The sequence below is a fragment of the Streptomyces humi genome, assembly GCF_001005085.2.
GTDB classification, from domain to species: domain Bacteria; phylum Actinomycetota; class Actinomycetes; order Streptomycetales; family Streptomycetaceae; genus Streptomyces; species Streptomyces humi.
The window spans coordinates 16,548-30,555 of record NZ_LBMU02000027.1; the positions used below are offsets into that span (position 1 = coordinate 16,548).

Genomic DNA, 14,008 nt, shown 5'->3' on the forward strand with positions numbered 1-14,008 from the left:
GGTCGTCGCTGCCGTGGCACCGCGGCTCAGTGCACCACGGCACGGGCCATCGCGCCCCGGCGCGGCTGCATCGGAACACCGCGGGCGGGTTCCGGGGCACCGGGCCTGGCTCCCGGACCGGCCGGAGCCGGCGCCGGGTTGCGGCGGGGCTGGGCGCCCGCGCCGTTCTGCACGTCCATGACGGCGTGGGCCACGAGTCCACCCATCGGGTCGTGCCTGATCAGGTCCCGCAGCCGGGACCGAGAGGAGCGCCCCTCGTTCCCCGGGTACAGGTGCTTGCCGAGGCCGACCGCGTGGGCCAGGGCGGCGAGCGCCGCGGTCCGCGGGTCCGGCGGTACGCCGGTGCGGATCGCCGAGTCCAGCCGGCCACGGATCTCCCGGGTGACGGCGTTGTCCGTCGCCTGGTAGCGAGTGGTCGGCAGCACCCCGCACATCTGGCCCGCCACGGCGGCGACCATGCCGCACCGTTCGAGATGCGAGAGGTAGACCTGACGGAGCCCCAGGCGGGGTCCGCCGATCCAGTGCACAGCCCGCACGGGAGCGCCACGCCTTCGCAGCAACTCCAACGCGCAGTCCAAAGTCGGATCTCCAGTCGGCCGTGGCTGCACCACGGCGATACGATCCCCGTCTGGGGCTATCCGTCCGGCCAGCGCCAGCTCCACTAGCTGTGCTCCGGCCAGACCGAGGTCGAGCGACTGCGGCTGCGCAGTGGTACCCGTGGCCGGGTCCAGTGCCAGCAGCAGAAGCTCCTCCGGAAGTGTTCTGCGGCTCCTGCCCATCCATGCCTCCCCGCGTGGATGAATGACAGGGTGACCCCTCTCACATTGGTCTGTCGAGGGTGCGTGACCGGTTCGTAGTGGAACCGGTAGGTATGTCGTTCTCGTCTACCGCAGGGGCTAAGCCCGCACACAGGACACTGGTACATGGTTCGGACAGCGCACGGAGACGTGCGAAGCGTGGAGGAGGCATCGGTGGCGGGCGAGTCCCCCGACAGGTCGAAGCAGCGCGAGTCGTCGGCGGAACCGACGTCGGGGAGCGCGGGTTCGGTTCCCGAAGCACGCGATCCGCGACTGGCGGTGGCCGCCGAGAAGGAGACGGCCGGCGGTGTGGACACCGCGACCCGGGTCTTCTCGGTACGGGACCCGAAGCCGGCCGGCGAGGACGACACGAAGCTCCGCGCGGCGGTGGCGGCGTGGGTGCGGACCTCCGACGAGACCCCGGAGGAGCCGGCCGACGGCGACTCCGAGGACACGGCCGGACCGGAGGCGGCCGGCGAAGGCCCCGAGAAGGGCTCCGAGGGCCCCCAGGAGGGCCGGGAGACCCCGGAGCCCTCCGAGGAGGCGCCGGAGGCCCCCGACACGGCGCCCGAGGCAACGACCGCCTCGAAGGAGACGGCGCCCTCGGAGACACCCGGGCCGGAGGACGCCCGCCCGGAGGCGGCGCCCGAGGCGACGAACGCGCCCGAGGACGCACCGAAGCCCGAAGCCACCGGTGCGGAAGGCGAGTTGAAGACCACCGCCGAACCCGAGGACGCCGAGCCGCAGGCCGAGCCGCAGGGCGAGTCCCAGGCCGAGTCCGACCCGGAGGACGCGAGGCCGGCGAACGGGGACGAGACCGACGCCGAGCCCGAGGACGCCGGGCCCGCGGACCGGGAAGGCACCGAGGCCGAGCCCGAAGACGCCGAACCCCGGGACGACTCGCAGTCCACGACCGAACCCGAGGACGCCGAGGACGCGGACGAGGCCGGCACCGAGCCCGAGGACGCGAAGCCGGCGGGCCAGGACGAGGCCGAAGCCGAGCCCGAGGACGCCAAGCCCGCGGGCCAGGACGAGGCCGACGCCGAGCCCGAGGACGCCGACGGTGCGGACGCCCCGCAGGGATCGGCCCCGGCTGACAACGATGGCCGTGGCGCCGCGGTGGATCAGCCGACCACCACGCTCAAGGCCCCCCGCGCCACGCGCCCGTCGCAGGTCGACCAGCCCACCACCATGCTGAAGCTGGGTGGCACGCCCAAGCCCGAGACCCGTGCCGGCGACGCCGAACGCACCAGCAAGTTCGTCGCCCTCAAGTCGGACATAAAGCCGGACATAAAGCCGGTCGCGGCCCCCGAGGCCAAGCCGGGCACGAAGCCGGAGGCCAAGCCGGGCGCCGCTCCCGCGGGCAGGCCCGAGACGGACTCCGCCACCCGCACCACCGCCATCCCCCAGGTCGGCCCCGAGCGCACCACCCAGCAGCCGCTTCCCCCGAAGCCCCCGCTGGACCTGCTCGCCGAGCTGACCAACACGCCCCGGCCGCCGGAGACCCCGGTCAGGACCGCCATCCGCCGGGTCAAGATCTGGACGCCCCTGGTCATCGTCCTCCTGATCATCTTTGCGGTCGTACAGAACTTCCGTCCGCTCCCCCAGCCCACCCTCGGCCTCACCGCGAAGGACACGTACACCTTCGACGGCGGCAAGGTGGACATCCCCTGGCCGGCCGAGGGCCAGGCGGCGCTGGACGTGCAGGGCATCGGCTCGTTCGGTTCCTCCGGCGCCCAGAAGCCGGTGCCGATCGCGAGCGTCGCCAAGGTGATGACCGCGTACATCATCCTGCGCGACCACCCCCTGAAGAGCGGCGCAGCCGGCCCGAAGATCAAGATCGACCAGGCCGCCCAGGATCAGGCGAACGCGGGCCAGGAGTCCACCGTCGACGTGACGGCCGGCGACTCGATCACCCAGCGCGAGGCCCTGGAGTCCATCCTGATCGCCTCGGCCAACAACGTGGCCCGCCTGCTGGCCCGCTGGGACGCGGGCAGCGAGAAGTCGTTCGTGGCGAAGATGAACACCACGGCGAAGAAGCTCGGCATGACGAACACGACGTACACCGACCCGTCGGGCCTGACGAACTCCACCGTCTCCACCGCCGTGGACCAGGTGAAGCTGGCGAAGGCGGCGATGGCGAGCGAGCCCGCGTTCCGCGAGGTCGCCGCGATGATGTCGTACGACGACTACAAGGGTGTCAACCACGGCAACTGGAACCAGTTGGTCGGCCACAACAACGTCGTCGGCATCAAGACCGGCACCACCACCTCCGCCCTCGGCAACCTGGTCTTCGCCGCGAAGAAGGACGTGAACGGCGAGACCCGCACGGTCATCGGCGCGGTGATCCGGCAGCCGGCCAACGCCAGCAACGGCAACAGCATCCTCAAGGCCGCCCTCAACGCCGGCGACCAGCTGATCCAGGCCGCGCAGGGCGCGCTGAAGGCGGCGACCATCTACAAGAAGGGCGCCGTCGTCGGATACGTGGACGACGGTCTCGGCGGCCGTACCCCGGTCGTGGCGACCAAGGACGTCACCGCCGTCGGCTGGTCCGGGCTGAAGGTGAAGCTGACGTTCGCCGCCGACGACGTACCGCACACCGCGAAGGCGGGCACCAAGGTCGGCACCCTCACCGTGGGTGACGGCTCCGGCTCCGCCGTCCAGGTCCCGGTGGCCCTCCAGAAGGATCTGGCCGAACCCGGGTTCGCGAGCAGGCTGACCCGTCTCGGCTGACCCATAACGCACATACCGTCTCCGCACCCCGCCGATGGCGGCCCACCCCAGGGCCCCGCGGCGGGGTGCGTGCTAGCGTCACGAATCGGGGCAGGTCGCCGGTCGCCGGGACACGGCCGCGAACTGGACGGGAAGCGGCCGGTAACACCGTGGAACGCGGCCGGGAACAGAAGACGGGACACGGGGAGTGCCTTCAGGTGGCCACAGCGGAGCCGACACGCGCCGACGACGCCGATCCGGGCCCGGTAGCCGGCCCTCGAATAGCCCTGCCGTCCGCGGCCCCGGGCGTCGCGGCCGACCCGGCCGGCACGGAAAGTGACAGTCGCGTCGCGCGGCTGCTGACGGCCGCCGAACCCCTGCGCCTGCGGCTGCTGCGCCATCCGGTGCTCTCGGTCACGGTCCTGGCCGGGATCCTGCACATCATCTGGTTCTTCACGTTCGCGAACAGCGGCGGGGACCTGGCCGCGCAGGACGCGTGGGCCGAGTTCGTCGGCCGGCACCCGGACTCGGCGTACAACCTCGCCTGGTACGGCGGAATGCACCCGGTGTCGTACAGCGTGGTGTCGCCGTACCTGATGTCGGTGCTCGGGGTCCGGACGACGATGATGATCGCCGGCACCGTCTCGGCCGGTCTGCTGACCCTGCTGCTGATCCGCAGCCGGGCCGTGCGGAACCCGCTGTGGGCCGCGCTCGCCGGGGTCTTCGCGCTGATCTGCAACGCGGTCTCCGGACGGGTCACCTTCGGGCTCGGCACGATGTTCGCGCTGGCGTCGGTCGGGGCGGTGTTCTGCTGGCCGCACCGCTGGCGTTTCAAGCGGTGGGCGAAGGCGCTGGTCGCGGCGCCGCTGGCGGCGCTGGCCACCATGTCGTCCCCGGTCGCCGGCCTCTTCGTGGGCCTGGTGGCGGTCGCCCTGTTCCTTCAGAAGCGGCGGCCGGGCGCCTGGGCGCTCGGGCTGGCGCCGGCGGCCGTGGTCGCCGTCTCCGCCTGGCTGTTCCCGTTCTCCGGCACCCAGCCCATGACCATCGGTTCGGTGGTCATGCCCCTCTCCTACGGTCTGCTGTGCCTGTTCCTCGTCCCCAGGGAGTGGAGGACGGTCCGGCTGACGGCCGCCGTGTACAGCCTCAGCGTGGTGCTGGTGTGGCTGGTCAGCTCGCAGATCGGCTCGAACATCTCGCGGCTGCCCATGATGTTCGCCGGCGCGGCGCTGATCGCCGCGCTCCCGTACACGGTGCCGCGCTCGCGCAAGTACTACGTCACGGTCCTCGCGTTCCTCGGTTTCGTCGGCTGGCTCGGCTTCAAGTCGGTCGACGACATCCTCCACACCACCCCGGCCGCGTCCTGGGCCCGCGAGCTCGCCCCGCTCGTCCACCAGCTCCAGCAGGTCGGCGCCGAGAAGGGCCGCGTCGAGGTGGTCCCGGCCCGCTCGCACCGGGAGGCGTCCGCGCTCGCGCCGTACGTCAACCTGGCCCGCGGCTGGAACCGGCAGGCCGACATGGAGCGCAACCCGCTCTTCTACGACGACACCCTCAACTCCGCGAACTACCACGAGTGGCTCCAGCGGTGGGCGATCCACTTCGTGGTCCTGCCGAAGGACGAACCCGACGGCGACGGCGGCGAACGGGAACGGGCCCTGGTGCAGCGCGGGATGCCGTACCTGAAGCAGATCTGGGGTGACGCGAACTGGCAGCTGTTCCGGGTGACCGACCCGGTGCCGCTCGCGGAGCCCAACGCCTCGGTGGACAGCGCCGAGCAGGGCGAGCTGACCATCGAGGTCCGCAAGGCGGGCCGGATCCTGATCCGGATCCCGTACTCGCCGTGGCTGAGCATCGTCGACGCCGAGGGCAAGAGCCTGAAGGCGCCGCAGGAGACCCAGGCGTCCAAGCACCGGGCCGACGGCGAGCCGAAGACGTACGTCAACGTCAACGGCTGCCTCGCGGAGACGGCGGAGGACACCAAGGGCGACCGGTGGACGATGCTGCTGGCGCCTAAGGCGGGCACCTACCGGCTGGCGGCGCCGTACCAGCTGCCGCGCGGCACGCCCTGCCCCGACGAGCTGAAGTGACCGGGGCCCGCCCGCTCTTCCCGGCCGGGGAGAGCGGGCGGGTCTCGCGTCGCTTCCGGAAGTGGCTGCCGGCTACCGGCTGCCGGCTACCGGCTGCCGGCTACCGCGGTGACCGGAGTTCGTCCACGTACCGGTCGGTTCCCGGGACCGTCGGGACGAACGGGGCGACGAGCTGCACGGTGCCGAGCCCCGTGCCGGCCACCTCGGTGTCCAGTCCCGTGAAGTGCTCCTCCCAGGCGTCCCGGGGGTCGGTCTCCAGGAACCACAGCAGGGTCAGCCGGGTGTCGACGCCCTCCACCTGCTTCACGTACGTCATCCGGTCGCCGGGCAGGGGGGTGGGCCGGAAGACGGTCACCATCGCGGCCGGGGAGCCGGCCAGGCGCCTGGGCAGCTGCCGGGCGCGCAGCAGTTCCAGCAGTTCCGCGCGCTGCTCGGGGGACTCGCTGTCCACGACCTCGACCACCAGGCCGGCGTACGGGTGGTCGAGAGCGTGGAAGTCGCGGGGGCCGGCCGCACCGTCGCGGTACACCGTCGCCTCGTGGTCCTGGAACGCCGTGAAGACGTGGGTCCGGTCCTGGTACACCCGCGCGTCCCGGTTGAGCCGCTTGTTGATGGCGACCGTCCACTTCATGTGGTCGGCGTAGCGGCCGTCGGTGATCCAGTAGACCGAGATGTAGCAGCCGGCGGTGACCGGCTGGACGACGGCCGACTTCTCGGGGTAGCGCAGGAGTTGCAGGTCGCGGGTGGCGACCCAGCGGCGCCCGGCGTACATCCAGGGCATCGCCATGGCGCCCGCGTAGTAGTGGTCGTCCTCGTACCAGCGGTTGTACGCGTACTCGTGTCCGGGGTGCGGTTCGACCATGGTGACGAGGGCGTGCCCGGGACGCACACCGTACGGCCCCACGGCGGCGAGTTCGGCGTAGACGTCACTGCGGGTGTCGTCGCTCATGCGGTTCCCCTTTCCGGTGGACGCCCATACTCTGACGCTCCGTCAGGTAAAGCGCCAGGGCCGTGCGGGCCCCGGAGCCGGGAGGTCATCGATGTCACTGCTCGCGGGCAAGACGGTCGTCGTCTCGGGGGTCGGCGCCGGGCTCGGGCACCAGGTCGCGGCGGCCGTCGTACGGGACGGCGGGAACGCGGTGCTCGGCGCGCGGACCGAGGCGAACCTCGCGAAGAGCGCGGCCGGGATCGACCCGGACGGCACCAGGACCGCCTACCGGGCCACCGACATCACCGACGAGGAGCAGTGCGGGGCGCTGGCCGCGCTGGCGCGGGACCGGTTCGGCGGGATCGACGCGGTGGTCCATGTCGCCGCCTGGGACTCCTACTTCGGCGGGGTCGAGGACGCGGACTTCGCGACCTGGGCCTCGGTCATCGACGTGAACCTGCTGGGGAGCCTGCGGATGACCCGGGCCTGCCTGCCGGGGCTCAAGGAGGGGGGCGGGTCGGTCGTGTTCGTCGGCACGCAGTCGGCGGTGGCCGCGCCCTCGCAGGTCCGGCAGGCCGCGTACGCCGCCTCCAAGGGGGCGCTGACCAGCGCGATGTACTCGCTCGCACGGGAGCTGGGGCCGTACCGGATCCGGGTCAACACGGTGCTGCCTGGCTGGATGTGGGGGCCGCCGGTGCAGGCCTACGTGCAGTTCACGGCGCACACGGAGGGGGTGCCGGAGGACGAGGTGCTGGGGCGGCTGACCGGGCGGATGGCGCTGCCGGAGCTGGCGACGGACGGGGACGTGGCGGACGCGGCGGTGTTCCTGGCCTCGGACCGGGCGCGGGCCATCACGGGCCAGTCTCTGCTGGTCAACGCGGGGGAGCTGATGCGCTGAGGCACTGTTTTCGGCCATGATGGCCGTCCATGGCTGTTCATGGATATGAATCAAGGTCAGTAAATCGAACGATTTTACTCCCCCTTGACCTTACGCCCGCTTGTCGTGCCCTCGTAAACGAACCCACGATGAGCGGGCACTTCGCGGCCTTCCCCGTCCCCGCTCCGCTTATGCGAAGTGCCAGCCAGCTGAGCGGAGTTCACAAGGCGGACCCTGGAAGGGGGGCGCATGAACGGGCTCGACTGGGCCGTGCTCATCGGCTACTTCGGCGTGATGGTCGCGATCGGCGTCTGGTCGCACAAGCGGGTGGACGACGTCAGCGACTTCTTCACGGCCGGCGGGAAGATGCCCTGGTGGCTGTCCGGCATCTCGCACCACATGTCGGGCTACAGCGCGGTGATGTTCACCGGCTACGCGGGCATCGCCTACACCTACGGCGTGACGTCGTTCGTCACCTGGTCCTTCCCGATCGCGCTCGGGGTCGCGATCGGGTCCAAGCTCTTCGCCCCGCGTGTGAACCGCCTCCGCTCCCGGCTCCACGTGGCGTCCCCGCTCGAATACCTGAAGAACCGCTACGACCTGAAGACCCAGCAGGCCCTCGCCTGGTCCGGCATGCTGCTGAAGATCGTGGACGTGGCCGCGAAGTGGGCGGCCATCGCCACGCTGCTCTCCGTCTTCACCGGCGTGACCCTGAACCAGGGCATCCTCATCACCGGCGCGATCACCGCCGTCTACTGCACGATCGGCGGCCTGTGGGCGGACGCGCTGACCGAACTCGGCCAGTTCGTCATCCAGTTGCTGGCCGGGATCTCGATGTTCGTCGCGGTCGTGCTGAAGCTGAACGACAAGAACATCGGCTTCTTCGACGCCTGGAACCAGCCCGCCCTGCACGGCCACGACAAGGGACTGGTCGGGCCGTACGGGACCGTCTTCCTGCTCGCCTTCCTCTTCATCAAGCTCTTCGAGTACAACGGCGGCATGCTCAACCAGGCCCAGCGCTACATGGCCACGGGCAGCCCCCGGGAGGCCGAGCGCGGCGCCCGGCTCTCCGCCGCGCTGTGGCTGGTCTGGCCGGTGATCCTGTTCTTCCCCATGTGGATGTCGCCGCTGCTGGTCCACGCCAAGAAGCCGGACGGCTCCGACTCCTACGGCCTGATGACCGAACAGCTTCTGCCGCACGGCCTGTTGGGCCTGGTCATCGTCGGCTTCTTCTCGCACACGATGGCCATGTGCTCCTCGGACGCCAACGCCATCGCGGCGGTGTTCACCCGGGACGCGGCACCGGTGCTGTCCCGGCGGGCCCGGGAGTGGGGCCCGCGCACCGGGCTGATCGCGGCCCGGGTGACCACGGTGGTCTTCCTCGGTCTGTCGATGACAGTGGCGACCCAGGTCAACTCCCCCACCTTCAAGGACATCATCACGATCGTCATCAAGTGGGTGGCCGGTCTGATGGGCCCGATCGCGATCCCGATGATGCTCGGTCTGCTCCGCCCGTTCCGCCGCTCCGGCCCGACGGCCGCGCTCACCAGCTGGGCGGCCGGCCTGCTGGCCTTCTGGCTGGTCAACTACCCGATCAACTGGAACGTCGACGGCGGGGTTCCGCTCCAGTACCAGGTCTCGGTGCCGCTGGCCGTCTCCCTGGTGCTGTACATCCTGATCGGCTACCTGAAGCCGGAGGACACCCCGGAACGCCTGGCGATCATCGAGACCGTCAACACCGACGGCGACGGCGCGGCGGCCGCCCCGGTCCCGGCCCAGGCCCCGACGGGCGGCGACGAGGTACCGGCGACATAGCGACGGCACCGGCCGGGTCCGTCGGGCCGCGGCCGGGTCCGTCGGGCCGCGGCCGGGTCCGTCGGGCCGCGGCCGGGTCCGTCGGGCCGGGGGCGTGGGACGGCGGTCAGCGTGGGTAGCGGGCCAGCCAGCCCGGGGCGGCTCCGACCGGGCTGTGCAGGGCGGGCCCCTGGGTCATCTCCATCGCGAAGTCGTCGGCCAGCTCCAGCATCGTCTGACGGCCCTCCAGCTCGGCGATCCAGGCCGGCGGGAGGGCCGTCTCGCCGTGCAGGGCCCCGAGGAGGCCGCCGGTGAGGGCACCGGCGACCGCCGAGGGCCCGGCCTGGTTGACGGCGAGGCACAGGCCGTGCCGTACGTCCTCGCCGACGAGCGCGCAGTACACGGCGGCGGCGAGCGTCCCGTCGGCCGCCCCGTCGCCGGTCAGTTCCTCGACCCGCGCCGGGGACGGCATCCCCTGCCGCACGGCACCCAGCGCGTGCTGCAACGCGTCCGACACGGGCTGGTGCCCCGGCCGGGCCGCGAGCAGGGCGAGCGCCCGCTGCACCGCCCCGTCGAGCGAGTCACCTCTCGCCAGCGCGTGCACGATCACCGCGTACGCGCCCGCCGACAGGCAGGCCGTCGGATGTCCGTGCGTCTGCGCCGCGCACTCCACCGCGAGCTGGACGACGAGCTGCGGCTCCCACCCCACCAGCAGCCCGAACGGCGCCGACCTGGCGACCGCCTCCGGCCCCATGTCCTCCGGGTTCTTGGGCGCCTCCAGCGTCCCCATCCGCTCGTCCCCGAGCCCCAGCAGCAGCGACCGCGTGGGATCCCGCCGGGCGTACAGCCACTCCTCCCGGGCCAGCCACCCGTCGTCCTTGCGCCGCTCGTCGGGTCCCCAGTCCCGCTGGGTGGCCGCCCACCGCAGATACGCCCGGTGCAGGTCGGTCGGCGGATGCCAGGCGCCCGTGTCCCTTCTCACCTGGGCTCTTATCAGCCCGTCCACGGTGAAGAGGCTGAGCTGCGTGTGGTGCGTGACGGTCCCGCGCCGCCCCTGCCCGAACCCGAGATCGACCAGCCCCTCGGGCCCGTAGGCGGCCCGGATCTCCTCCAGGGTCAGCCCGTCCACGGGCCCGCCCAGCGCGTCCCCGACGGCGGCCCCCAGCAACGTCCCCCGCACCCGGCTCCGGAAGTCCTGCTGCTCGACCCGCCCCCAGACGGCACCCGACGTCGCACTCACCACCATGACCCCCTCACGGGCACCGTCCGTACGTACGAGCGCACAGCACTGTAATCGACCGGGAACGGTCCGTTCAGGGCCCGGTCGAGTATGCGGAGTGTGGGTTGTGTGCCCCCGGACGACCGGATTCCGGCCGGGAGCGGGACGGGGGCTCCGGCGCCGGACCGGTGTCCGGGGCCGGTCGGTCCGCGCCCGGTGCCGGTCAGTCCCCGCCGGTGCCGACCAGGTCGCGGCGGACCCGGTCGCGGGTCTCCTTCGCCCAGGTGAAGGCGGGGTCCAGGGCGATGGCCCGGTCCAGGTCGGCCAGGGCCTCCTCGCCGCGGCCCAGTTCGTGGAGGGCCGCGCCGCGGCCGGCCAGGGCGGAGGGGTAGTCGGGCAGCAGGCCGGCGGCCCGGGTGAGTTCGGTGACCGCGTCCGCGAAGCGGCCCGCGCGCCGGTAGGCGTCACCGCGCTCGGAGGCGATCCAGGGCGAGTCGGGCGCGCGCCGGACCGTCTCGTCGAGGTCGGCGAAGGCCTCGGCCCACTCGCCCCGGGCCCCGCGCAGCCGCGCTCTGCGCACCCGCGCCCACAGGTGCCCCGGGGCGAGGTCCAGCGCGCGGTCGAAGTCGGCGAGGGCCGCGTCGTACTGTTCCAGCGCGTGCCGGCACACGCCCCGGCCGGCCAGGGCGTGCGGGTCGGACGGGTCCAGGGCGACGGCCCGGCCGAGGTCGGTCACCGCCTCGGCGAACCGGCCCGCCAGGCGGTGGGTCTCACCCCGGGCCGCGACGAACAGCGCGGTGTCGGGGGCGAGTTCGTCCGCCCGGTCCAGGTCGGCGAGGGCACCGTCGAGATCGCGCAGCGCCCGGCGGCACAGGCCACGGCCGTAGTACGCCGTGGCCCCCTCCGGGTCCAGTGCGATCGCCAGGTCGTACTCGGCCAGGGCGCGGCCGAAGTCCCCGGCGTTGCGGAGTTCCCGGCCCCGGACGACATGGGCCAGCGCCCGGCCGGCGCCGTCCAGACCCGGCCAGGCGAGGAGCAGGTCCATGGCCTCGGTCATCCCGTCGGTGAGGGCCTGGCTCAGGCGGCGGCCCCAGTCCCGCACCGCCGGGGCCTCGGCGGCGACGCCCGCTTCCGCGACCGTGACCGCCCAGCGGCGGCCCGCAGCCGGATCCGCCGCGCAGGCCGGCAGGAGGGTGTTCAGCGCCTCCGGCAGCGCGGTTCCCGGCCGGGCGCACAACCGGTGGTACGTCTCCTCCAGCAGGAGTTCGCGCCACGGCTCGTGGTCCCATTCCGTGCCGGGGCGCAGGCCGTTCGCGGTCTCCTCGCGCCAGCCGCCGTAGGCCTCGGCGAGCCTCTCGTGCTCCCGTGTCCAGCCGCGTGGCGAGTGCCGGCGGCGCAGCCGGAGCATGGCGTCCCGGACCAGGTCGTGGTAGGTGAGCCGGTCCCGGCGCTCGGTGACGAACGGCAGGCCGCGCAGCCAGCCGAAGAGCGCGTCGGCGTCCTCGTCCGGGCAGTCCACTACCGTCCGGAAGACGTCCAGGTCGAGGCGCCGGGGCAGCGCGCAGGCGAGTGCCACCGACCGGCGGGCCGGATCGGGCTCCCACTTCAGGAAGCGTTCGACGGCGGTGGCGCTGGGGTCGCCCACGTCGTCCGGGTCGGTGGGGTGCTGTTCGGCCAGGGCGGTGACCAGCACGGGCAGGCCGCCGGTGAGCCGGAGCACCTCGGCGACCACCGGCTCGTCCCGCACCCCCTTGTCCGCGAGCAGCCCCCGGGCCTCCGCCTCCGTGAACGGGCCGAGCGGCAGGTCGGTCCTGAAGTCGGCGAAGCTGCCCCAGCGGGCCGTGTCGAACGGGTGCTGGCCGGAGGTGACCACGACGACGTCGGCGGGGAGGGCGCCGTACCGGTCGGTGGTCATCACGTCGTGCAGCCAGGGATCGAGGAACGGGCCGGTGCGCTCGTAGGTGTCGAGGAGGAGCACGATCCAGGGGACGGTGTCGGCCGCCGCGGCCAGTTCGTCCAGCAGCACCGGGGTCAGCACCCGCTCCGGGGAGAGCACCAGCTGGACGTCCTCCCGGCTGCGGAACCGGGCCCGGAGCCGGTCGGCGCCCTCGGCGAGGCGGTCCGTGTCCAGGGCGACGGCGAAGGCACCGGCCACCGGCACCATGCCCAGCCCCACCTGCGCCGCCCGCGCCACGGCCAGGCTCCCCGTCGACGGCCCCTCCCGGTCCTCCGGACCGCCGCCCACCGCCAGGGCGGCCTCCGCCTCGTGCCGGCGCTCCCGGTGCGCGGCCAGCAGCCGCTCCAGCTCCTTGAACCGCCGTCCCTGCGACGCGAACTGACGGGTCATCACCGCCAGGGCCTCGGGCACGCCGGCCACGCCCTCGTCGACGTACGCGGTCAGCGCCCCGGCCTCCCGGGCGATCTGCTCCAGCTCCCGGACCAGACGGGTCTTCCCGACACCGGCGTCACCGTGCACATGGAAGAGGAAGCGATGCCGCTCGTCCTCGGGCGCCAGCTCCAGGTTCCGCCGGAACGCCGCCCGCTCCTCGACCCGCCCGACGAACCCGGCACTCCGCCGCCGCCCGATCAACTCCTGCATCGACGGCCGTGTCGACCCCATCCGCGTCCCACCCCCCGCAGCCGATCCACGCCAAGTCTGACAGAGGCCCCGGCAGCCGACGGTCACCGTGCCCGGTTGACTTCGGAATCGACTCGAAGCGGGTCGCCGGGACCCTCGACCGGTCCCAGCGAGTACTCATCACCCGCCGGGAGCGACACCGGGGAGAGAGCCATACAGCAGGCGCTCCCGTCCGTCTTCCCGTGGGTCCGTCACCTGTCGGCGGACGAGCTGAGGCAGTTCGTGGCCGAGCTCGTCGACGCCACCCATGACGCCGCCCCGCTCGACGTCCACACCAACCTGCACCGCGTCGTCGTCGAATGGCGTGCCACGGCCCGTGTCCTCGCCGACCCCGAGCTCACGGCCCGGCTCACCCGTCGGCTGCCGGACGAGGACCACGGTGAGGTGACCGTCCCGTGAGCCCCAAGCGCGGCGACGACGCGCCCCGCCGCCCGTGGGCGGGCGGTGAATGGCGCCTGCGTTTCGCGACGAACGAAGCGGCGAAGGGCTGGGGAGAACTGAGTGCGGAGGCGCCGGGGAACACGCGGCGCTGCTTCGAGGCGCTGCGGAGCGACCCCGTGTCCCGAACGGACCCCGATCGTCAGCATCGGCTGCGGGGCCGATTGTCTTCAGGCGACCTCGGCGGTCGCGAGTACCCGCAGTGGGAGTACGAGGTGACAGCCGGCGGTCGCGAGTACCCGCAGTGGGAGTACGAGGTGACAGCCGGCGATCGCGAGTACCCGCAGTGGGAGTACGAGGTGACAGCCGGCGGTCGCGTCCGCTGCCTCGTCGACGAGACGCGTCACACCGTCCATCTCGTGTACGCGTCCACGCGCCACCCCGAGGACACCGAGTAGCCGGCCTCCTGGGTGCCGTCACAGGCCGCCGTCCCGGTGAGCGCGGCCGAGGGTCGCCGCCCGCATCCGCGCCCGGGTTTCCGGCGGTGGAGCCGGCCTCGCTGAACCCGCCGGACCCGAACG

Annotated in this window: 10 protein-coding genes; 6 read left to right on the forward strand and 4 right to left on the reverse strand. The window is 72.7% G+C overall.

The features are described from left to right. Nucleotides 1-26: 26 nt before the first annotated feature. Nucleotides 27-779: a GOLPH3/VPS74 family protein gene (locus AAW13_RS12275; RefSeq protein ID WP_046733668.1), complete on the reverse strand. Its 753-nt coding sequence runs from the start codon at nt 777-779 to the stop codon at nt 27-29. 144 nt (nt 780-923) lie between these two features. Here AAW13_RS12275 and AAW13_RS12280 point away from each other — a divergent pair, with 144 nt between their 5' ends. Beyond that, on the forward strand, nt 924-3,530 hold the full coding sequence (locus AAW13_RS12280; RefSeq protein WP_079178789.1) for a serine hydrolase: 2,607 nt from the start codon (nt 924-926) through the stop codon (nt 3,528-3,530). Between the two features lie 197 nt (nt 3,531-3,727). Beyond that, entirely contained in the window at nt 3,728-5,593 is a 1,866-nt protein-coding gene (locus AAW13_RS12285; protein ID WP_206306201.1) for an MFS transporter, read from the forward strand. A gap of 100 nt (nt 5,594-5,693) precedes the next feature. Here the strand turns inward: AAW13_RS12285 and AAW13_RS12290 are convergent, their stop codons facing one another. Next, on the reverse strand, nt 5,694-6,542 hold the full coding sequence (locus tag AAW13_RS12290; RefSeq protein ID WP_046733670.1) for a hypothetical protein: 849 nt from the start codon (nt 6,540-6,542) through the stop codon (nt 5,694-5,696). A gap of 91 nt (nt 6,543-6,633) precedes the next feature. Here AAW13_RS12290 and AAW13_RS12295 point away from each other — a divergent pair, with 91 nt between their 5' ends. Continuing rightward, nucleotides 6,634-7,419 (forward strand): SDR family oxidoreductase, encoded by a 786-nt coding sequence (locus AAW13_RS12295; RefSeq protein ID WP_046733671.1) that lies wholly within the window; start codon nt 6,634-6,636, stop codon nt 7,417-7,419. Nucleotides 7,420-7,647: 228 nt separating this feature from the next. Continuing rightward, nucleotides 7,648-9,213: a sodium:solute symporter family protein gene (locus tag AAW13_RS12300; protein WP_046733672.1), complete on the forward strand. Its 1,566-nt coding sequence runs from the start codon at nt 7,648-7,650 to the stop codon at nt 9,211-9,213. Nucleotides 9,214-9,319: 106 nt separating this feature from the next. Here the strand turns inward: AAW13_RS12300 and AAW13_RS12305 are convergent, their stop codons facing one another. Further along, on the reverse strand, nt 9,320-10,432 hold the full coding sequence (locus AAW13_RS12305; protein ID WP_046732722.1) for an ADP-ribosylglycohydrolase family protein: 1,113 nt from the start codon (nt 10,430-10,432) through the stop codon (nt 9,320-9,322). Between the two features lie 202 nt (nt 10,433-10,634). Beyond that, the gene (locus tag AAW13_RS12310; protein WP_046732719.1) at nt 10,635-13,031 is read right to left on the reverse strand and encodes a tetratricopeptide repeat protein; all 2,397 of its coding nucleotides are present in this window, start codon (nt 13,029-13,031) and stop codon (nt 10,635-10,637) included. Nucleotides 13,032-13,271: 240 nt separating this feature from the next. Between AAW13_RS12310 and AAW13_RS46710 the strand changes: the two genes are divergently transcribed. Together AAW13_RS46710 and AAW13_RS12320 are read left to right on the forward strand one after the other, a co-directional pair. Beyond that, on the forward strand, nt 13,272-13,448 hold the full coding sequence (locus AAW13_RS46710) for a hypothetical protein (RefSeq protein WP_240528607.1): 177 nt from the start codon (nt 13,272-13,274) through the stop codon (nt 13,446-13,448). Then, entirely contained in the window at nt 13,445-13,885 is a 441-nt protein-coding gene (locus tag AAW13_RS12320) for a hypothetical protein (RefSeq protein ID WP_046732718.1), read from the forward strand. The genes AAW13_RS46710 and AAW13_RS12320 overlap by 4 nt, the downstream gene beginning before the upstream one ends. The last annotated feature ends 123 nt before the right edge of the window (nt 13,886-14,008 follow it).